This is a genomic window from Burkholderia sp. S-53 (assembly GCF_025560745.1).
GTDB classification, from domain to species: domain Bacteria; phylum Pseudomonadota; class Gammaproteobacteria; order Burkholderiales; family Burkholderiaceae; genus Burkholderia; species Burkholderia pyrrocinia.
Genome location: NZ_CP090483.1, coordinates 1,077,775 through 1,098,636, shown reverse-complemented (window position 1 = coordinate 1,098,636; position 20,862 = coordinate 1,077,775). Strand labels below are relative to the sequence as shown.

Sequence of the window (20,862 nt, the reverse complement as noted above, 5' to 3'; positions counted from 1 at the left end):
CCGAATGCGCTCAGTGAAACAGTTCGTCGTAGTCCACCGTGGCCGTGCCGAGCTTGCCGACCACGATGCCTGCCGCGCGATTCGCGAGCACGACCGCGTCGACGAGCGGCACGCCTGCGCCGAGCATCGTCGCGACCGTCGCGATCACGGTATCGCCCGCGCCCGACACGTCGAACACCTCGCGCGCGAGCGCCGGCGCGTGCAGTTCGCCGGTAGAGGAAAAGAGCGTCATGCCCTCTTCCGAACGCGTGAGCAGCAGCGCGTCGATGTCGAGTTCCGCACGCAGCTTCGCAACACGCGCGCGCAGATCGTCTTCCGATTTCCACTGCCCAACCACTTCGCGCAACTCCGCGCGATTCGGCGTGATCAGCGATGCGCCGCGGTAGCGTGCCCAGTCGTCGCCCTTCGGGTCGACGAGGACGGACTTGCCGGCCGCACGCGCCTTCTCGATCATCGTCGTGACGTGCGTCAGGCCGCCTTTCGCGTAATCCGACATCAGCACGACGTCGTGCTGCGGCAGCAGCGCGTCGAAGCGCGCGAGCCCCGCGAGCAGCACCTCGTGCGTCGGCATCGCCTCGAAGTCGACGCGCAGCAGTTGCTGCTGGCGCGCGAGCACGCGCAGCTTGATCGTGGTCGGCAACGCCGGGTCGCGCTCGAGATGCGGCGTCACGCCGCTGCTGCCGAGCAGCTCGACGATCCGCTCGCCGGGTTCGTCGCAACCGACGACGCACAGCAGCCCGGCCTGGCCACCCAGCGTCACGGCATTGCGCGCGACGTTGGCCGCGCCGCCGAGCCGCTCTTCCTGACGCTGCACGTGCACGACCGGCACCGGTGCTTCCGGCGAAATGCGATCGACGTTGCCGAACCAGTAACGGTCGAGCATCACGTCGCCGACGACAAGCACGCGCGAACGCGCGAGCTGCTCGCGCGGCACCTGAACGACATCGCGGGGAGTATTCATCGTGCGGTCAACCACGGGAGGACGACTGGGGATCGACATACGGCCGGCCGATCGCATAGTAGTCGATGCCCAGTTCGGCCATCGCGTCCGGCTCGTACAGGTTGCGCCCGTCGAAGATCACCGGCGCCTTCAGTTCGGCCTTCAGGCGCGTGAAATCGGGGCTCCGGAATTCCTTCCATTCGGTCACGATCACGAGCGCGTCCGCACCCGTCACCGCGACGTCCTGCGTATCGACGAGATGCAGCCGCGCGAGCGCGTCCGCATCGTCGCCGAAATCCAGCGCGAACACGCGCCGCGCCTCGTCGACCGCGACCGGATCGTACGCGCGCACGGTCGCGCCGCGCTCGAGCAGCGCGGCGATCAGGCGGCGGCTCGGCGCCTCGCGCATGTCGTCGGTGTTCGGCTTGAACGCCAGGCCCCAGACCGCGAACTCGCGGCCGGTGAGATCGGCGCCGAAGCGCTGCTCGATCTTGCCGATCAGCACGTCCTTCTGCGCATGGTTGGCTGCCTCGACGGCTTCCAGGATGCGCAGCGGCTGGCCGTTCTCGGCCGCGGTGCGAATCAGCGCCTGGACGTCCTTCGGGAAGCACGAGCCGCCGTAACCGACGCCCGCGTACAGGAAGTGGTAGCCGATGCGCGGATCGGAGCCGATCCCGCGGCGCACGGCCTCGATGTCGGCGCCGACCTTGTCGGCGAGATTCGACATCTCGTTCATGAACGAGATACGCGTCGCGAGCATCGCATTCGCCGCATATTTCGCGAATTCGGCCGAACGCACGTCCATGTAGATCGTCCGCTCGTGGTTGCGGTTGAACGGCGCGTAAAGCTTCTTCATCTTCTCGCGCGCGATCGTGCCCGTCTCGTCGCCGTCGACGCCGATGATGATCCGGTCCGGACGCATGAAGTCCTCGACCGCGGCGCCTTCTTTCAGGAACTCCGGGTTCGACACGACCGAGAAGCGATGCGCGACGCTGCCCGCGAGCCCGCGTGCGGCAAGCGCCTCGTCGACCACGCCGCGCACGCGCTGCGCGGTGCCGACGGGCACCGTCGATTTGTCGACGATCACCTTGAAGCCCGTCATGTAGCGGCCGATGTTGCGCGCGGCCTCGAGCACGTATTGCAGGTCGGCCGAGCCGTCCTCGTCGGGTGGCGTGCCGACCGCAATGAACTGGATCTCGCCGTGCGCGACGCTCGCCTCGATGTCGGTCGAGAAGCGCAGGCGCCCCGCCGCGCGGTTCCGCGCGATGATGTCCAGCAGCCCCGGTTCGTGAATCGGCATGCCGCCGTTATTCAGGATGTCGATCTTGCGCGGATCGACGTCCAGACAGAAGACGTCGTGGCCGATCTCCGCGAGGCATGCGCCCGTGACCAGGCCGACATAGCCGGTGCCGATGATGGTGATTTTCATAGATGTTCCGGTACTTCCCGGTAATTGACTAACTTGGCCGCCGGGACAAGCCCGGCGACAACCGCAGCGCGTTGGCTCCGCGTGCCGGGATCAGCTCGACATCGCAGGTTCGACGCGGCGCGGCGCATAGGTTTCCCAGCCGCTGCATCCGGGGCACTGCCAGTAGAAGAGCCGTGCCCGGAAACCGCAATTCTGGCACGTATACCGTGGCAGATTTTTCGTGCGCTGCTTGATCAGCGCACGCATCATTTCAAGTTCCTTACGACGTGGTTCGTCGGCGGCCGCGATCTGCGCATCCAGCAGGTGCAGCATCCCCGACAGGTTCGGCGACTTCTCCATCTGCGCACGCGCGAGCGTGTGCGCAGCGTCCTGGCCGCGCAACCCCGCGATGTGCTGATACGCGACGTCGAGCAGGTCGTTCGACGGATAGCGGTCGACATACCCCATCAGCAGTTCCGCGCCGTCGACGTTCCTGCCGAGCGCGACATAGGCCTTCATCAGCTTGTCGGCGACGAGCGGCAGATACGCCGGGTTCTGCGCTTCGACGCGCTTCCAGTGCTCGATCGCGGCCGCGTGGTTGCCCTCCGCCTCCGCGGCATCGCCGGACAGGATCGTCGCGCGAACGTTCTGCGGGTTCACGGTCAGTGCGAGCCGCAGTTGTTCTGCGGCCGCGGCGGCATTCTTGCGCTGCAGCGCATCCTGCGCGAGTTCGCAGTGAAACTGCGCGATTTCGGTACCGAGCGGTTTGTCGCTCATCGACGCGATGCGCTTCGCGGTATCGATCGACTTGTTCCAGTCCTTCTCGATCTCGTAGATCGTCAGCAGTGCCCGCTGCGCGCCGAGCGCGTAGTCGCCGTCGGCGAGCTTGTGGAACGCCTCCTCGGCGCGATCGAGCAGGCCGGCCTTCAGGAAATCCTGGCCGAGCTCGTAAAGCGCGTGGTCGCGCTCGTTGACCGGCAGGTCCGTGCGGCTCAGCAGGTTCTGGTGCACGCGGATTGCGCGATCGGTTTCGCCGCGACGACGAAACAGGTTGCCGAGCGCGAAGTGCAGTTCGACCGTCTCGGGGTCGAGCTTGGCGACCTCGATGAACGCGTCGATCGCCTTGTCGGGTTGTTCGTTCAACAGAAAATTCAGGCCGCGAAAATACGATCGCGGCAGGTTGGCACTCTCCGACAGGAGATTCTTCAGGTCATAGCGTGACGCTGCCCAACCGAGCGCGAACGCGACCGGAATCGCGAGCAACCACCAGAAATCCAGATCCATGCGAAATATCGAAGCAGAGACGAAAACCGCGCGATTATCGCGCGGCGTCCGTGTTAAATGACGGGCGGCATCGGCGGCTGATCGATGACGGCGGGCGTTTCGCGCGCCGCGCGCAGATCGCGCTTCAGGCGCCCGTTCTCGAGACGCAGACGGAAGATCGAAGGCAGCGCGGACAGCAGGCCAGCCAGCAGGCCCACGGCGAAGAACGCCAGACCGATCAGGATCAGCGGCGCTTGCCATGCGTAGCCGGCAACAAAATTCAGCGTCGCGGTTTGCGTATTGGCCAGCGCGAGCACCAGCAACAGTACGAACACCAGTACCCGGATCAGCCAAACGATAAACTTCATGAAGCCCTCTCTTTGTTGAGGTTTGCCGCGGCGCGCGACTCCCCTTCGTCGCACCGAATCGACCCGTATTGTAAAGGAAGCGTTTCCGCGACTGCGCACATCCTGCGCGCCCCATTGCGCCGCGGTCGCCGGAAATGAAAAAAGCGCCCGCTAGGGGCGCTTTTCTCTTCAGCCTTCGCCGGACAGGTTCCGGGCAAACCGAACGACGTTCAACGATCGTCGTCCGGATCGTCAGCCTTCAGCGGCTCACCGGCGCGGCCGTCGACACGTTCACGCAATTCCTTGCCAGGCTTGAAGTGCGGCACGAACTTCTCGGGCACCTGCACTTTCTCCCCCGACTTCGGGTTGCGTCCGACGCGTGCCGGGCGACGGTTGAGGCCGAAGCTGCCGAAACCCCGAATTTCGATGCGATGCCCTTTCGCCAGGGCATCGGACATCGCATCGAGCATCGTTTTCACCGCGAAATCCGCATCCTTGAGGACAAGTTGCGGAAATCGCGATGCCAGCTGCGCGACCAACTCGGATTTGGTCATACTTCAGCAGACCTCGTGAGGCTTACTGGTTCTGGCCGTCGAGCTTCGCCTTCAGCAGCGCGCCGAGGTTGGTCGTACCGGTCGCAGCAGCGCTGGAGTCCGATTGCAGGCCGCGGATCGCTTCCTGTTGCTCGGCCGAATCCTTCGCCTTGATCGACAGGTTGATGCCGCGCGACTTGCGATCGATGTTGATCACCATCGCGTTGACCTTGTCGCCTTCCTTCAGCACGTTGCGTGCGTCTTCGACGCGATCCTGCGAGATTTCCGACGCGCGCAGGTAGCCTTCGATGTCGCCCGTCAGCGTGACGACCGCACCCTTCGCATCGACCGTCTTCACGACGCCGTCGACGATCGAGCCCTTGTCGTTCATTGCAACGTAGTTGCTGAACGGGTCGCCTTCGAGCTGCTTGATGCCGAGCGAAATACGCTCCTTCTCGACGTCGATACCGAGCACGATTGCCTCGACTTCGTCGCCCTTCTTGTACTTGCGAACGGCTTCTTCGCCGGCTTCGCTCCACGACAGGTCCGACAGGTGGACCAGGCCGTCGATGCCGCCCGGCAGACCGATGAACACGCCGAAGTCGGTGATCGACTTGATTGCGCCCGTGATCTTGTCGCCCTTCTTGAAGTTGCGGCTGAAGTCATCCCACGGATTCGGCTTGCACTGCTTCATGCCGAGGCTGATACGACGACGGTCTTCGTCGATCTCGAGGACCATGACTTCGACTTCGTCGCCCAGCTGGACAACCTTCGACGGAGCAACGTTCTTGTTGGTCCAGTCCATTTCCGACACGTGGACCAGGCCTTCGATGCCCGATTCCACTTCGACGAATGCGCCGTAGTCGGTGATGTTCGTGACCTTGCCGAACAGGCGCGTGCCCGACGGGTAACGGCGCGAGATGCCTTCCCACGGATCGTCGCCCAGTTGCTTGATGCCCAGCGAGACGCGGTTCTTCTCTTGGTCGAACTTGAGGATCTTCGCGGTGACTTCCTGGCCAACCGACAGGACTTCGCTCGGGTGACGCACGCGACGCCATGCGATGTCGGTGATGTGCAGCAGGCCGTCGATGCCGCCGAGGTCGACGAACGCGCCGTAGTCGGTGATGTTCTTGACCACGCCGTTGACGATCGCGCCTTCCTTCAGCGTCTCGAGCAGCTTCGCGCGCTCTTCGCCTTGGGTCGCTTCGATCACTGCACGACGCGACAGCACGACGTTGTTACGCTTGCGGTCGAGCTTGATCACGCGGAACTCGAGCGTCTTGCCTTCGTACGGCGTCGTGTCCTTGACCGGACGCGTGTCGACCAGCGAACCCGGCAGGAACGCGCGGATGCCGTTGACCATCACGGTCATGCCGCCCTTCACCTTGCCGGTGATGGTGCCGGTGACGAGTTCGTTGTTGTCGAGGGCCTTTTCCAGCGACAGCCACGATGCAAGGCGCTTCGCCTTGTCGCGCGACAGGATCGTGTCGCCGTAGCCGTTTTCGAGTGCGTCGATCGCGACGGACACGAAATCGCCCGCCTGCACCTCAACCTCGCCCTGATCGTTCAGGAATTCCTCGATCGGAATGTAAGCCTCGGACTTCAGGCCTGCATTGACGACCACGAAGTTGTGGTCGACGCGCACGACTTCGGCGGAAATCACTTCGCCGGCGCGCATGTCTTGGCGGGTCAGCGACTCTTCGAACAGAGCCGCAAAGGATTCGGTATTCGGGGTGGAGGTTTGCAGGTCGGACATAAAAATCTGATTGTGCATGGGTCGCTGTGCCACGCCGGCCGGAATGGCAGGCTGAAAGGGCCAGATCGAGTTCCACACGGGGTTAAGGGTTCGAAACACGCTCCGCGCTTGCGACGCGGAGCACCTACCGCTGCCCGCCTTCTCAGGCGGGCTGGCCGAGCGCCCGGTACCACTGCAGCACCTGGTCGACTGCTTCATCAACCGAAAGTGCCGACGTATCGAGCAGCCTGGCATCTGCCGCGGGCTTCAGCGGCGCGGCCGCGCGATTGCTGTCGCGCGCGTCACGTTCACGAAGATCCCGGAGCAAGTCATCTATATTAGCAGAAAAACCTTTTTGCATCAATTGCTTATGCCGTCTGGCCGCGCGCGCCTCGGCGCTGGCCGTCAGGAACACCTTCAGCACGGCGTCCGGAAAGATCACCGTACCCATGTCGCGGCCGTCGGCAACAAGGCCCGGCGTCTTGCGGAACGCGCGCTGGCGCGCGACGAGCGCGGTGCGCACGGGCCCGTGCACGGCGATGGCCGACGCACGGTTGCCGACGGCTTCGGCACGGATGTCGTTCGACACGTCGACGCCGTCGAGCTGCGCGCAGCCTTCGCGGAACGTGATGTGAAGATCGTCGATCAGTTTCACCAGCGCGTCGATGTCCTCCTCCGCGATGCCGTAGCGCACGCTTGCAAGCGCCGCGAGACGGTACAGCGCGCCGCTGTCGAGCAGGTGGAAGCCAAGGTGCGCGGCAACGAGCGCGGCGACGGTGCCCTTGCCGGAAGCGGTCGGGCCGTCGATCGTGATGACGGGAGTCGGGTGAAAGGGTCGGGTCGATTTCATCGGAACAGTCGGGTCAGGCTTTGGCGAGCGCGGCGAAGCGGTCGAAATAGTCGGGGAACGTCTTGCCGACGCACTTCGGATCGTTGATCCGCACGGGCACGCCGCCCAGGCTGACGAGCGAGAAGCACATCGCCATCCGGTGATCGTCGTACGTGTCGATCGCGGCGTTCGGCGTGAGCTTTTCCGGCGGCGTGACGACGAGATAGTCGGGACCTTCCTCGACGATCGCGCCGACCTTGCGCAATTCGGTCGCCATCGCGGCGATGCGGTCGGTTTCCTTCACGCGCCAGCTCGCGATGTTGCGCAGCGTGCTCGTGCCTTTCGCGAACAGCGCCGCGACCGCGATGGTCATCGCCGCATCGGGGATCAGGTTGAAGTCCATGTCGATCGGCTCGAGCTTGCCGTGGTCGTGGCCGATGCCGCGGACGTCGATCCAGTCGTCGCCCATTGTCACGTTCGCGCCCATCTGCATCAGCGCGTTCGCGAAACCGACGTCGCCCTGGATGCTCGCGCGCCCCACGCCCTCGACTCGCAGCGGGCCGCCACCAAGCGCGCCGGCCGCGAGGAAGTACGATGCGGACGACGCATCGCCCTCGACCATGATCCGCCCCGGCGAGCGGTAGCGGACGCCGGCCGGCACGACGAAGCGCTGCCAGCCGTCACGCTCGACGACCACGCCGAAACGCTCCATCAGCCGGATCGTGATGTCGATGTACGGCTTCGAGATCAGTTCGCCGTCGACCTCGACCACAATCTTGCCGTCCTTCGCCTTCACGAGCGGCAGCGTCATCAGCAGCGCCGTGAGGAACTGGCTCGACACGTCGCCGCGCACGCGGATCGGCGCATCGACCGAGATCGTCGCGGGCTTGATCCGCAGCGGCGGGTAGCCTTCGTTCAGTTCGTAGTCGATCTGCGCGCCGATCTGCCGCAGGCCGTCGACGAGATCGCCGATCGGCCGCTCATGCATGCGCGGCACGCCGTGCACGCGATAGTCGCCGCCGTTCACTGCGAGCGCGGCAGTCAGCGGCCGCACGGCCGTGCCCGCGTTGCCGAGGAACAGGTCGGCAGTCTTCGCGGTGAACGCGCCGCGCGTGCCCGTGACGACGCAGGTGTCGCCATCGCGCGCGAGCTTCACGCCGAGCTTGCCGAGTGCATCGAGCATCACGCGCGTATCGTCGGAGTCGAGCAGATTGGTGATCGTCGTTTCGCCTTCGGCAAGCGCCGCGAGCAGCAGCACGCGGTTCGAGATGCTCTTCGAGCCGGGCAGGCGCACGGTGCCCGATGCGCTGGAGTACGGGCCGAGATCGAGATAGTCCATGGGAATCGTCCTGTTATTTCTTGACCGGTTCGGCAGCAGGCGCGCCGCCGCGCTCCTGCCATGCCTTGCGTGCGGCACGCGAGCGCGTGAACACGGCTTCGAGCGCGGCGCCGTCGCCGGCGTCGATCGCCTCGCGCAGCCGCGTGAGCACGCGTGTGTAGCCGTCGAGTTCGTCGAGCAGCGCCGCGCGGTTCGCGACGCACACGTCGCGCCACATCTCCGGGCTCGACGCCGCGATGCGCGTGAAATCGCGGAAGCCGCCCGCCGCGTACGAGAATTTCAGTTCCGCGTCCGCCTCGCCGAGGATCTGCTCGACGAGCGCAAACGACAGCACGTGCGGCAGATGGCTGATCGACGCAAACACGCGATCGTGCTGCTCGGTGCTCATCATGCGTACGTCGGCGCCGGTCGCGCGCCACATCGCGTCGATCCGCGCGACCGATTCGGGCGCGTTCTCCGGCAGCGGGCACAGCACGACGTTGCGGCCGACGTACAGGTCCGGCAACGCGGCCTCGACGCCGCTCGACTCGCGGCCGGCGATCGGATGCCCCGGCACGAACTGCGCGATCCGCGCACCGAGCGCTGCGCGCGCGGCCGCGACGACATCGGACTTGGTGCTGCCCGCATCGGTGACGATCGTCGCATCGGCGAGCCACGGCGCGATGCGCGCGAGCAACGGGCCCGTCTGCGCGACGGGTGCGGCCAGCAGCACGAGATCGGCGCCCGCAAGCGCGTCGCGCAACTGCGCGTCGTCGTCGAGCGCCGCCGCGCGGTCGATCACGCCGAGCGACAGCGCACGCTCGACCGAAGCGCGCGAACGGCCCACGCCGACGATCTCGCCCGCGCCGCCCGGCGCGCGCTCGCGCAGCGCGCGGGCCAGCGATCCGCCGATCAGGCCGACGCCGAAGATGACCAGTTTGTTGAATGCAAAGCCTGACACGACAAGAGCCAAGTTACGCGCGCGGAACGACGCCCCGCACACGGAATTCCAGATTCCGGGCAACGGGCCCGCACCCGGCGCAACCTGCACCGGATGCCGCCCGAACCCGCCTTCGACAGCGCCGACCGGCCTGCCCTGCCCGCCGGCCGCCACACCTGCGCGAGCAGGCGCCGGGCCGCTGCGCGTCAGCGTGCGCTCGGATACGAGCCGAGTATCTTCAGGAACGCGGCCTTCTGGCCGAGTTCCGTGAGTGCCGCCGCGACCGCCGCATCGTCGCGGTGCCCTTCGATGTCGATGTAGAAGTAGTACTCCCACGTGCCGACGCGCGCCGGACGCGACTCGAAGCGCGTCATCGACACGCCGTGCCGCGCGAGCGGTTCGAGCAGCTTGAACACGGCACCCGGCTCGTTCTTCACCGACACGATCAGCGACGTCTGGTCGTGACCGCTTTGCCCGGCCGGCTGCTTGCCGATGATCACGAAGCGCGTGCGATTGTGCGGATCGTCCTGGATCAGCGAGAACGCGATCTGCAAGCCGTAATGCGCGGCCGCGCGGTCGCCCGCGATCGCCGCGATGGTCGGATCGGCCGCCGCGAGACGCGCGGCCTCCGCGTTGCTCGCCACGGCCTGCCGCTCGAGCTGCGGCGCATTCGCCGCGAGCCACTGCTGGCATTGCGCGAGCGCCTGCGCATGCGCGCAAACGCGCTTCACGCCGTCGAGCGTGCCGCTCTGCGTGAGCAGGTTGTGATGGATGGGCAGCGCGAGCTCGCCGCTGATCAGCAGTTGCGTCTGCAGCAGCAGATCGAGTGTGCGCGACACGGCCCCTTCGGTCGAATTCTCGACCGGCGCGATGCCGAACGCGGACGCACCGGCCTCGACCGAGCGGAACACCTCGTCGATCGACGGGCACGGCAGCCCTTCGATCGACTGGCCGAAATACTCGAGCATCGCCTGTTCGCTGTACGTGCCGACCGGCCCGAGGAACGCGACGTGGATCGTCTGCTCGAGCGCGCGGCTCGCTGCCATGATCTCGCGCCAGATGGCGCTGATGTGCTCGCTCGCGAGCGGCCCCGCGCTCATGTCCTGCAGCCGCGCGATCACCTGCAGTTCGCGCTCAGGCCGGAACACCGGCGCGTTGAAATGCTTCTTGACCTCGCCCACCTCCAGCGCCACTGCGGCGCGCTGGTTCAGGAGCGCGATGAGCTGCGCGTCGATCGCGTCGATGCGATCGCGCAGCGGTTTCAGGCGGGAATTCAGTTCGTCGTCCATGCGTTTTGCCGTGCTGTTTGAACAGCGCCGCCGTCAGGCGCCGCGCTGCTCGAAATCCTTCATGTACTCGACGAGCGCCTTCACGCCCTCGAGCGGCACCGCGTTGTAGATCGACGCCCGCATGCCGCCGACGGACTTGTGGCCCTTCAGCTGCAGCAACCCGCGCGCCTTTGCGCCGGCAAGGAAGTCTTCGTTGCGCGTTTCGTCGGCCAGGAAAAACGGCACGTTCATTCGTGAACGCGCTGCCGGCTCGACCTTGTTCAGATAGAAGCTGCTCGCATCGATCGTGTCGTAGAGCAGCTTCGATTTTTCGATATTGCGGGCCTCGATCGCTGCGAGGCCACCTTGCCGCTTCAGCCACTGGAACACGAGGCCCGCGATGTAGATCGCATAGGTGGGCGGCGTGTTGTACAGCGAGTTGTTCGCGGCGATGGTCTTCCATTCGAACGCGGACGGGCAGATCGACAGCGCGCGATCGAGCAGATCCTCGCGCACGATCACGACCGTCACGCCGGCCATCCCGATATTCTTCTGCGCGCCGCCGAACAGCACGCCGTATTTCGCGACGTCCATCGGGCGCGACAGGATGTGCGACGAGACATCCGCGACCAGCGGCACGTCGCCGAGATCGGGGATCTCGAACGTCTCGACGCCGTCGATCGTCTCGTTGGTGCACAGATGCACGTAGGCCGGATCGTCCGACAGCTGCCATTCGGCACGCGCCGGCGCACGCGTGAAGCCGTTTTCCGTCTTGCCGGTCGCGGCGAGATGCGGCGTGCAGAACTTCTTCGCCTCGCCGAACGATTTCTGCGACCACGAGCCCGTCACGACGAAATCGGCGGTCTTGCGCGACCCGAGCAGATTCATCGGCACGATCGCGTTTTCCGCGATGCCGCCGCCCTGCAGGAACAGGATCCGGTGGCTTGCCGGCACGCCGAGCAGGTCGCGCAGGTCGGTCAGCGCGGCCTCGTGGATCGACATGAATTCCTTGCCGCGATGGCTCATCTCCATCACGCTCATGCCGCTGCCGTGCCAGTCGAGCATTTCGTCGGCGGCCTGCCGCAGCACTTCCTCGGGCATCGCCGCAGGACCGGCGGAGAAATTAAAGACGCGCATCGTGAAAAACCTCGGGAGGGACGCGACCGGCGGCTTGCCGCCGCATGTCAGTTGCAAATGAGCCGCGCCAGAATAGGAATGGCCGCTTGCGCTCGCGCGCAAACGGCCATTATCGCACTGTCGTCAGGCTCCCGCCAAACCCGGCCGAACGGCCGGGGGCGTGCCCGGACGGCTTACTTGCCCGGCTTGACTGCTGCGACTTCCTTGTCAGCCTGCGTGCGCGTCGCCTGGATCGCTTGCGGCATGTACTTCTGCATCAGGCCGTTGACCACGTCGCGACCGACCTGATCCTGAACCTGGATGAACTTGCGGCCCGTCGGGCTCTTGTAGAACGTCGTCAGATCCTTGATCTCCGACGTGCTGTAGTACTTCGCGTATGCGTCGTACTGAGCCGACATCGCGTCGTTCTGGAACTGCTGCGTACCGAACACCTTGCCCGCGCCGTCGACCAGCTTCGGCACCGCGTTCTTCTGCAGCGTCGGAACGGCAGCCTGCTTCTGCTTGTCGTTCAGCGTCTTGTTTTCCGACAGCGCGTCCGACAGGATCGCCGGCACGAGCTGCTTCGCCTGCATTTCGGCGCTGTTGCCGATTGCCGACACGAGCTTCGGCGCGTCGATCGCGTCGAGCAGATCCTTGATCGCCGCCTTCTTGTCGGCGTCGATCGGCGCAGCTGCCGCGGCGGGCGCCGGTGCGGAATTCGACAGCGCTTGCGCCATCGCGAACGTCGGCACCAGTGCAGCCAGCAGGACCAGTTGCTTGAATTGCTTTTGCATCATCACTCCCTTTTGGAAATATGAATGGTTGCTCGCCGGCCGCGGCGCTTCACGCCCGCGGCGGCCAGAGTCTCATCCGTTCTTCAGGCTTCGCCGTCCGACGCCTCGTCGGCCTCGCCATCGCCCTCTTCGGCCTCCGCGATCTGCTGCAGGCCAGAGAGCTTGGTACCCTCATCGAGACTGATGAGTGTAACACCTTGCGTGGCACGCCCCATCTCGCGGATCTCCGATACCCGGGTGCGAATCAACACGCCGGCCGTCGTGATCAGCATGATCTGATCCTCGGCGTCGACGAGCGTCGCGGCCACGACCTTGCCGTTGCGCTCGGACGTCTGGATCGCGATCATACCCTTCGTACCGCGGCCGTGGCGCGTGTACTCGGTGATCGGCGTGCGCTTGCCGTAGCCGTTCTCGGTCGCGGTGAGCACGGTCTGCTCCTCGCTGCCCGCGACCAGCATCGCGATGACCTGCTGCCCGTCCTCGAGCTGCATGCCGCGCACGCCGCGCGCCTCGCGCCCCATCGGACGCACGTCGTTCTCGTCGAAGCGCACGGCCTTGCCGGCGTCGGAGAACAGCATCACGTCGTGCGCACCGTCGGTGATCGACGCACCGATCAGGAAGTCGCCGTCGTCGAGGCCGACCGCGATGATGCCCTTCTTCATCGGGCGGCTGAATGCTTCGAGCGGCGTCTTCTTCACGGTGCCGAGCGACGTCGCCATGAAGATGAACTTGTCGGCCGAGAATTCCTTGACCGGCAGCACGACGTTGATCTTCTCGCCATCCTGCAGCGGGAACATGTTGACGATCGGGCGGCCGCGCGAGTTGCGCGAGCCCTGCGGCACTTCATATACCTTGACCCAGTACACGCGGCCGCGGTTCGAGAAGCACAGGATGTAATCGTGCGTGTTCGCGATGAACAGCGTCTCGATCCAGTCGTCTTCCTTCATCTGCGTCGCCTGCTTGCCGCGACCGCCGCGCTTCTGCGCGCGGTACTCGGACAGCGGCTGCGACTTCACGTAGCCCGCGTGCGACATCGTGACGACCATGTCCTGCGGCGTGATCAGATCCTCGGTGTTCAGCTCGGTCGCGTTCAGCTCGATCTTCGAGCGGCGCGCGTCGCCGAATTCGGCCTTCACCGAAGTGAGTTCCTCGCCGATCATCGTCGTGATCCGCTCGGGGCGCGCGAGGATGTCCAGCAGGTCGGCGATCTGCGCCATCACTTCGCGATACTCGCCGATGATCTTGTCCTGCTCGAGGCCGGTCAGGCGCTGCAGGCGCATCTGCAGGATTTCCTGGGCCTGCGTGTCGGACAGGCGGTACAGCCCGTCGACCTGCATGCCGAACGCCGGGTTCAGGCCTTCCGGGCGGTACGCGGAGCGGCCGCCGGCCGCCGCGTTCTCGCTCTCGGCGCGCGTCAGCATCTCGCGCACGAGCGACGAATCCCACGGCTTCGCCATCAATTCCTGCTTCGCGATCGGCGGCGTCGGCGCGGCCTTGATGATCGCGATGAACTCGTCGATGTTCGCGAGCGCGACCGCGAGACCTTCGAGCACGTGGCCGCGTTCGCGGGCCTTGCGCAGTTCGTAGATCGTGCGGCGCGTCAGCACTTCGCGTCGATGCGACAGGAAGCACTGCAGGATTTCCTTCAGGTTCAGCAGCTTCGGCTGGCCGTCGACGAGCGCGACCATGTTCATGCCGAACGTGTCCTGGAGCTGCGTCGCCTTGTACAGGTTGTTCAGCACGACTTCCGGCACTTCACCGCGCTTGAGCTCGATCACGACACGCATGCCGCTCTTGTCGGACTCGTCGCGGATGTCGGAGATGCCTTCGAGCTTCTTCTCGTTGACGAGCTCGGCGATCCGCTCGAGCAGCGAGCGCTTGTTCACCTGGTACGGCAGCTCGTCGACGATGATCGCCATCCGCTGGCCGCGGTCGATTTCCTCGAAGTGCGTGGCCGCCCGCATCACGACGCGGCCGCGCCCGGTGCGGTAGCCGTCGCGCACGCCGGCGACGCCGTAGATGATGCCGGCCGTCGGGAAGTCCGGCGCCGGGATGATCTCGATCAGCTCGTCGATCGTCGCTTCCGGGTTGTTCAGCAGGTGCTGGCACGCGTCGACGACTTCGTTCAGGTTGTGCGGCGGGATGTTGGTCGCCATGCCGACCGCGATGCCCGACGAGCCGTTGATCAGCAGGTTCGGAATGCGCGACGGCAGGACCGACGGCTGCGTTTCGTTGCCGTCGTAGTTCGGCTCGAAATCGACCGTTTCCTTGTCGATGTCGGCGAGCAGCTCGTGACCGATCTTCGCCATGCGAATTTCGGTGTAACGCATCGCCGCGGCATTGTCGCCGTCGATCGAGCCGAAGTTGCCCTGCCCGTCGATCAGCATGTAGCGCAGCGAGAAGTCCTGCGCCATCCGCACGATCGTGTCGTAGACCGCGGTGTCGCCGTGGGGATGGTACTTACCGATCACGTCACCGACGATACGCGCCGACTTCTTGTACGCGCGGTTCCAGTCGTTGTTCAGTTCGTGCATCGCGAACAACACGCGCCGGTGCACGGGCTTCAGGCCATCGCGGACATCCGGGAGGGCACGTCCGACGATCACGCTCATCGCGTAATCGAGATACGAACGGCGCATTTCCTCCTCTAGGGAGGTGGGCAGGGTCTCTTTGGCGAATTGATCCATGTATCCGTATCGTTTCGGAGCGAAGACGGCGAACGCCTTTCGCGTGGGCGCTGCATGCGCAACGCAACGCGAGATTCTAACATGCGCCCATCAGCCGCAAATTCGCCTCCCCCTCTATATATAAATAGCGAAAATCGCGGCGGCGAACCGGCCGGAACCGCACACGACTCGACGTCACCGGCGATCGCGCCCGGTTTGTATCACGCGCACGTGTAAACAGTTGTACGGATCCGCGCAATTTCGCCGACACACTCTTGACAATCTCTGAAAGTTGCGGCAGGTCGGTGTTGCGCATGCACCACAAACGTTGAGGCGATCTTAGGGTGGGGAGGATTTTTTTTCGTAGGAAGGGAACGATATGGCAAAATGCCAACGCACTGAAGGTTAGACGCTGCTCGAAGTCTAAAGTCTACACAGAGCGGTGCCGCGTTTTTTGTGCCGCACCAATGTTATACTTCGAGCAATGTATGACTTGTCACCGTCAACAGGCTCGCAGTAAACCTGCGGTAATCTCAATTTCGAGAGGAGAAATATGAATAAACTTTCAAAGCTCGCGTTCATTGCAGCTACCGCAGTTATGGCTGCATCCGCTTCGGCACAGTCGGTGCCGGCGTCGCGTCAAGCCGTCAACGACAACTGGGTGAACGGCACGGGCGAATGGGTGTGGATGAACGGCACGAACGAGCTCTGCTGGCGCGATGCATTCTGGACGCCGGCCACCGCCAACGCGAAGTGCGATGGCGCACTGGTCGCCCAGGCACCGGCACCGGCTCCGGTCGCTCCGGTCGCTCCGGCCATCACGAGCCAGAAGATCACGTATCAAGCTGACGCACTGTTCGACTTCGACAAGGCAACGCTCAAGCCGCTGGGCAAGCAAAAGCTGGACGAACTGGCTTCGAAGATCGAAGGCATGAACACGGAAGTGGTCGTCGCAACGGGCTACACGGACCGCATCGGTTCGGACAAGTACAACGACCGTCTGTCGCTGCGCCGTGCGCAAGCCGTGAAGTCGTACCTGGTCAGCAAGGGTGTGCCGGCCAACAAGATCTACACGGAAGGCAAGGGCAAGCGCAACCCGGTTACGACTGGCTGCAACCAGAAGAACCGCAAGCAGCTCATCTCCTGCCTCGCACCGGACCGCCGCGTGGAAGTCGAAGTGGTTGGTACGCAAGAAGTCCAGAAGACGACCGTTCCGGCACAGTAAGCCGCGGTTTTCGACTGCTTCAAAGCCCCGCTCCGGCGGGGCTTTTTCATTGATGCCCGTCCGGGCGCTCGCTGGCCTCGTCGTCCGCCCGCTTATATACTCGGGGCTGACGAACCGCAGCACCGCCCTCCTTCCGTAGCCCGTTTGCCGACATGACCAACGCCGATCCGCACGAACTCCAGAAATTCAGCGACCTCGCCCATCGGTGGTGGGATCCGAATGCCGAATTCAAGCCGCTGCACGACCTGAACCCGGTCCGGCTCGGCTGGATCGACGCGCATGCGCACCTGGCCGGCAAGCGCGTACTCGACATCGGCTGCGGCGGCGGCATCCTGTCCGAATCGATGGCCGGACTCGGCGCCCAGGTGAAAGGTATCGACCTGTCGACCGAAGCGCTCGGCGTTGCCGACCTGCACAGCCTCGAAAGCGGCATCGCGGTCGACTATGAGGCGATCGCCGCCGAAGCGATCGCCGCGCGTGAACCGGGCACTTACGATGTCGTCACGTGCATGGAGATGCTCGAGCACGTGCCGTCGCCCGGCGATGTCGTCGCCGCGTGCGCGACGCTCGTGAAGCCCGGTGGCTGGGTGTTCTTCTCGACGCTGAACCGGAACCTGAAGTCCTACCTGTTCGCGGTGATCGGCGCGGAGTACATCGCGCAAATGCTGCCGAAGGGCACGCACGACTACGCGCGCTTCATCCGCCCGTCGGAACTGGCCGGCTTCGTGCGAGCGACGGATCTGCACATCGCGGAGATCAAGGGCATCACGTATCACCCGATCGGCAAGCGCTTCGCGCTGTCGAACGATACCGACATCAACTATCTCGTCGCGTGCCGCCGCGGCGCGTGACCCTCCAACCGGCATGACGACTCCCCTTTCGACCGCGCGGGCCGCACTCGACGAACCGCGCCTGCTGCACTGCGATGCCGTGCTGTTCGATCTCGACGGCACACTTGCCGACACGGCGCCCGATCTCGCGGCCGCCGTCAACAAGATGCAGCGCGCGCGCGGCCTGCCCGAAACACCGCTCGACGCACTGCGGCCGCTGGCCTCGGCCGGCGCGCGCGGCCTGCTCGGCGGCGCGTTCGGCATCGATCCGCACACGCCAGGCTACGAAGCGATGCGCGACGAGTTCCTGAACAACTACGCGACGGACATCTGCGTGCATACGACGCTGTTCCCCGGCATCGGAGACGTGCTCGACGAACTCGATGCGCGCGGCGTGCGCTGGGGCATCGTCACGAACAAGGCGATGCGGCTCACGACACCACTCGTCGACCTGCTCGGTCTTGCAACGCGCGCCGCCTGCGTCGTCGGGGGCGACACAACGCCGCACTCGAAGCCGCACCCGGCCCCGCTGCTGCACGCGGCCGACCAGTTGACGCTCGCGCCGGCGCGCATCGTCTACGTCGGTGACGATTTGCGCGACATTCAGGCCGGCAGCGCTGCCGGCATGGCGACAGTCGCGGCCGCGTACGGCTACTGCGGCGACGGCGCCGCGCCGGCCGACTGGCAGGCCCAGCATCTCGTCGATACGACGCAGGAACTGCGCGAACTGCTGCGCGATGTTGGGCTATAATGATCGTCTTATCCGCGGGGGCGACCTGGTTTCGACAGGGGTTGTGAAGCGGCTAGGGCATGTCGAGGACCCGTCACCTCGTTAATCAATGGGAAAATCGTAACTGCAAACGACGATACGTTCGCACTGGCAGCCTAACGGCCGCCGTCCTCTGCCTAGTTCACTGACGGGCTAGTGTCGCAAGACCGGTAGCAATACCGACAGAGGTCATTTACGTCAGTTAAGCCCTGTCGGCGTCGCGACGCCAGGGTCGAAAACCTAGCGAATCGCCGTCGTGCAGCGTGTTCGTCCGCGTCGCTGCGGTTAAATCAAATGACTGAACTAAACATGTAGAACTAGTCGTGGAGCGCTTCTGGACGCGGGTTCGATTCCCGCCGCCTCCACCAAATTCCGCGCTCGTCGCACGAACCCCGCATGACGCAAGTCTGCGGGGTTTTTTGTTGCCGGCGAAACGCACACGTCCCTCTCCTGCCGAAAAAGCGCCCAGCCGCGGACGGGCCGGGCGGAATGCCGCCGGTGCTCCGGCGGCAGGAGGTGACGGATGTTCTGCCGCGCCCGCGCAATCATCGGTCGTGCCGGGCAGCGGCCAGCCCGGTTGCCACCGCGTCGGGCGCGACGTGTCGTCGCACCCTGCGCTCAAGCACACCGGGCAATGTGCGACTTAGCTGCCGCGATACAACGACTTCATTTCTTCAGCACTGGCCGGGCGCACGCCCATTGCACGCGAGCCCGACGCCGACACGCCCCGTGCCTGTGCACCGTACCCGCTGGCGTCGGCACCTTGCGCTTGCGCCAGCGCACTGCGCTGTTGCTCCGCAACACGCGCCGTTGCGGCCTGGATCGCTTCCGGATAGTGCGGATCTTCGCCGCGGGCGGAGTTGTAACCGGCTTGCTGGAGCTGGACCAGCTCGGCACGGACCTGCGCGCGAGTGATCGTCGAACCCGACTGGGCAAACGACACGACCGGAGCAACGAGAGCGGCAGCAACGACAACAGCTTGAACGAGCGACTTCATGATGACCTACCTCCAGATTTGTCTGTTTTCGCGGTGAACACCGTGTTCAGCGCCGACAAACTGAAGTTTATGTAGGCGGATGCTTAAGAATAAGGCAGGTTTCTGGAAGGCATTCTTCCTGATTTACGGGTTAACCCTGAATCGCCTGCCGGGCCGGCGATGCGCGAGCGCCGCTTCGTCCGACATCGCGTCGCACGATGGCTCACCGGAAAGCACGAGCCCCGCGAAGCGGCAACGCTTCGCGGGGCTCGAATGAATTGCACGGCATTCGTGCGTGCGCCGGTCAGGAGGTGGCCAAGCCGATGTGCGTGCGCAGATCACCCGCCTTGTCGAATCGACACTGCACGACCAGCGCGCAAACGCGCCTGTCCGCGCGTTACTGGCTATCCATCGGGCACTTCAGGTTGCAACCGTTCGGGTCGCCCAGGTCGCCCTTGCGGCGCAACGCCGACTTCTTGCTGCCCTGGTATTTCTGCGACGGCGCCGACGCCGCGAACGGCATCTGCGGATGCTCGTTCAGGCGGAACTGTTCGCTCAGGATGCCGCCGGGCACGCCCGGGGAATTCTGCGCGAGCGCAAACGGCGAAGCAGCGACCAGAAGCCCCGCGGTCAACGCTGCCGCGGCGAGGGAAACGGATAATTTCATGGCGGGAAGACGCCTGAACGGCGTGCTTGTTGGAACGTTGATCAAACGCCAAGCGTAGCGCAAATCCCCCGCTGCTGCAGCGCAGTCCGATCGCGTCCCCGTTACCGGGAATTGCCGTCCGGCGCGCTCGTGCCGTCATCGCCGGCCAGCCCCGTCGCGATGCTCGTCAGCGTTCCGCATGCAGCCGGATCGTAGCCGTCGAGATGCGCGACGCGCTCGATGAAGCGCGCATCGCGCAGCAGTGCCAGCACGCCGGCGAGCGGCCGTGCGTCGAGCCGCGCGCGTTCGCACGCGAAGTAATAGTCCTCGTCGACGACCGGGATGAAATCGAGCCCGAAATGATGGGCGGCCGGCTCGACACCGAAGCCGAGATCCGCCATCCCGCTCGCGACGAACGCCGCGATCGCCGAATGCGTGAGTTCGGCCGACGCATAACCGTCGATGCGCTCGGGATCGATGCCGATCGCGCGCAGCGCGAGATCGAGCAGCATCCGCGTGCCCGACCCTGGCTGCCGGTTGACGAAACGAATGTCGTTGCGTGCGAGATCCGCAAGCCCGCGGACCTGCTTCGGGTTGCCGCGCGGCACGAACAGCCCCTGCTGGCGGCGCGTCAGGTGAATCAGAACGTGGCGGGTGTCGTCGAGCCACGGCTGGTAGATCTGCGCGCACTGCGCGCGAAACGCGCCGCGCGGCAGATGGAAGCCGGCCAGGTCGCATTCGCCGCGTGCGAGCGCCTGCACGGCTTCGACGCTCTCGCGATACTTGATGTCGACGGCCGCCTGCGCATCGACGAGCGCGGACACGAGCGTCGCGACCGCATAGCCATGCGACGCGTGGATCCGCACGGCGCCGTCGCGCTGCGCGAGCCGCCGGTTCAGGTCGCTGGCCACTTCGGCCGCGAGCGTACGCAGGTTCCCGTCGAGGCGGCTGCGCGCGAGGCGCTGCGCGTCGACGACCGCCTGCCCGAGCGCCGACAGCGTCGATCCCTTGCCGCGCGCGGTTTCGATCAATTCACCGCCGATGCACGCCTCAAGCGCGCGCAACATGCCCCACGCGTGCCGGTACGACAGCCCTTTTGCCTGGGCCGCCTGCGCAATGCTGCCCGTGTCGGCCACGAGCTCCAGCAGTGGCGCGACGTCAGTCAGGCTGGCCGTACGGCCTTCCGTGTCGCGTACGGTCAGATACGCGTCGCATTCGATTCGAATCAATTATGCACTCCGATTTCCTATTGCGACCGT

General features: G+C 65.1%; 19 protein-coding genes and 1 other RNA gene. 4 read left to right on the top strand and 16 right to left on the bottom strand.

Annotated elements, in window-relative coordinates:
- Positions 1-10: 10 nt before the first annotated feature.
- From rfaE1 to gyrA, 13 genes are all read right to left on the bottom strand, one after another.
- Entirely contained in the window at positions 11-961 is a 951-nt protein-coding gene (gene rfaE1 / locus LXM88_RS10155; protein ID WP_262541723.1) for a D-glycero-beta-D-manno-heptose-7-phosphate kinase, read from the bottom strand.
- 7 nt (positions 962-968) lie between these two features.
- Positions 969-2,369 (bottom strand): UDP-glucose dehydrogenase family protein, encoded by a 1,401-nt coding sequence (locus LXM88_RS10150; protein ID WP_262541722.1) that lies wholly within the window; start codon positions 2,367-2,369, stop codon positions 969-971.
- A gap of 90 nt (positions 2,370-2,459) precedes the next feature.
- Positions 2,460-3,632, bottom strand: coding sequence for a lipopolysaccharide assembly protein LapB (gene lapB / locus LXM88_RS10145; RefSeq protein ID WP_262541721.1), 1,173 nt, complete (start codon positions 3,630-3,632; stop codon positions 2,460-2,462).
- Between the two features lie 53 nt (positions 3,633-3,685).
- The gene (locus LXM88_RS10140; RefSeq protein WP_012328123.1) at positions 3,686-3,979 is read right to left on the bottom strand and encodes a lipopolysaccharide assembly protein LapA domain-containing protein; all 294 of its coding nucleotides are present in this window, start codon (positions 3,977-3,979) and stop codon (positions 3,686-3,688) included.
- Positions 3,980-4,188: 209 nt separating this feature from the next.
- Entirely contained in the window at positions 4,189-4,512 is a 324-nt protein-coding gene (locus tag LXM88_RS10135) for an integration host factor subunit beta (protein ID WP_011544886.1), read from the bottom strand.
- A gap of 22 nt (positions 4,513-4,534) precedes the next feature.
- A complete protein-coding gene (gene rpsA / locus LXM88_RS10130; protein WP_262541720.1) occupies positions 4,535-6,247 on the bottom strand; it encodes a 30S ribosomal protein S1 in 1,713 nt (570 codons plus the stop codon).
- A 142-nt stretch (positions 6,248-6,389) separates the two neighbouring features.
- The gene (gene cmk, locus LXM88_RS10125; RefSeq protein ID WP_047900120.1) at positions 6,390-7,076 is read right to left on the bottom strand and encodes a (d)CMP kinase; all 687 of its coding nucleotides are present in this window, start codon (positions 7,074-7,076) and stop codon (positions 6,390-6,392) included.
- 13 nt (positions 7,077-7,089) lie between these two features.
- Complete coding sequence (aroA, locus tag LXM88_RS10120; protein WP_262541719.1) at positions 7,090-8,394, bottom strand: 3-phosphoshikimate 1-carboxyvinyltransferase; 1,305 nt, start codon at positions 8,392-8,394, stop codon at positions 7,090-7,092.
- 13 nt (positions 8,395-8,407) lie between these two features.
- Positions 8,408-9,334 carry a prephenate dehydrogenase gene (locus LXM88_RS10115; protein ID WP_262541718.1) on the bottom strand — a complete coding sequence of 309 codons (927 nt, stop codon included), beginning with the start codon at positions 9,332-9,334 and terminating at the stop codon, positions 8,408-8,410.
- Positions 9,335-9,519: 185 nt separating this feature from the next.
- On the bottom strand, positions 9,520-10,602 hold the full coding sequence (pheA, locus tag LXM88_RS10110; protein WP_262541717.1) for a prephenate dehydratase: 1,083 nt from the start codon (positions 10,600-10,602) through the stop codon (positions 9,520-9,522).
- A 33-nt stretch (positions 10,603-10,635) separates the two neighbouring features.
- Entirely contained in the window at positions 10,636-11,718 is a 1,083-nt protein-coding gene (gene serC / locus LXM88_RS10105; protein WP_262541716.1) for a 3-phosphoserine/phosphohydroxythreonine transaminase, read from the bottom strand.
- A 173-nt stretch (positions 11,719-11,891) separates the two neighbouring features.
- On the bottom strand, positions 11,892-12,491 hold the full coding sequence (locus LXM88_RS10100) for a DUF2059 domain-containing protein (protein ID WP_021157463.1): 600 nt from the start codon (positions 12,489-12,491) through the stop codon (positions 11,892-11,894).
- A gap of 83 nt (positions 12,492-12,574) precedes the next feature.
- Complete coding sequence (gyrA, locus tag LXM88_RS10095; RefSeq protein ID WP_047900115.1) at positions 12,575-15,178, bottom strand: DNA gyrase subunit A; 2,604 nt, start codon at positions 15,176-15,178, stop codon at positions 12,575-12,577.
- Positions 15,179-15,710: 532 nt separating this feature from the next.
- Between gyrA and ompA the strand changes: the two genes are divergently transcribed.
- The 4 genes from ompA (at position 15,711) to ssrA (ending at position 18,349) form a co-directional block, all read left to right on the top strand.
- A complete protein-coding gene (ompA, locus tag LXM88_RS10090; protein WP_262541715.1) occupies positions 15,711-16,382 on the top strand; it encodes an outer membrane protein OmpA in 672 nt (223 codons plus the stop codon).
- 152 nt (positions 16,383-16,534) lie between these two features.
- Entirely contained in the window at positions 16,535-17,233 is a 699-nt protein-coding gene (gene ubiG, locus LXM88_RS10085) for a bifunctional 2-polyprenyl-6-hydroxyphenol methylase/3-demethylubiquinol 3-O-methyltransferase UbiG (RefSeq protein WP_174417755.1), read from the top strand.
- Between the two features lie 13 nt (positions 17,234-17,246).
- Positions 17,247-17,963, top strand: a complete 717-nt coding sequence (gene gph / locus LXM88_RS10080; protein ID WP_262541714.1) for a phosphoglycolate phosphatase — start codon at positions 17,247-17,249, stop codon at positions 17,961-17,963.
- Between the two features lie 16 nt (positions 17,964-17,979).
- Positions 17,980-18,349, top strand: a transfer-messenger RNA (tmRNA) gene (ssrA, locus tag LXM88_RS10075).
- Positions 18,350-18,624: 275 nt separating this feature from the next.
- Here the strand turns inward: ssrA and LXM88_RS10070 are convergent.
- The 3 genes from LXM88_RS10070 to LXM88_RS10060 form a co-directional block, all read right to left on the bottom strand.
- Positions 18,625-18,978, bottom strand: coding sequence for a DUF4148 domain-containing protein (locus LXM88_RS10070; RefSeq protein WP_262541713.1), 354 nt, complete (start codon positions 18,976-18,978; stop codon positions 18,625-18,627).
- Positions 18,979-19,354: 376 nt separating this feature from the next.
- Positions 19,355-19,624, bottom strand: coding sequence for a hypothetical protein (locus tag LXM88_RS10065; RefSeq protein ID WP_262541712.1), 270 nt, complete (start codon positions 19,622-19,624; stop codon positions 19,355-19,357).
- 101 nt (positions 19,625-19,725) lie between these two features.
- On the bottom strand, positions 19,726-20,832 hold the full coding sequence (locus tag LXM88_RS10060; RefSeq protein ID WP_262541711.1) for a helix-turn-helix transcriptional regulator: 1,107 nt from the start codon (positions 20,830-20,832) through the stop codon (positions 19,726-19,728).
- Between the last annotated feature and the right edge of the window lie 30 nt (positions 20,833-20,862).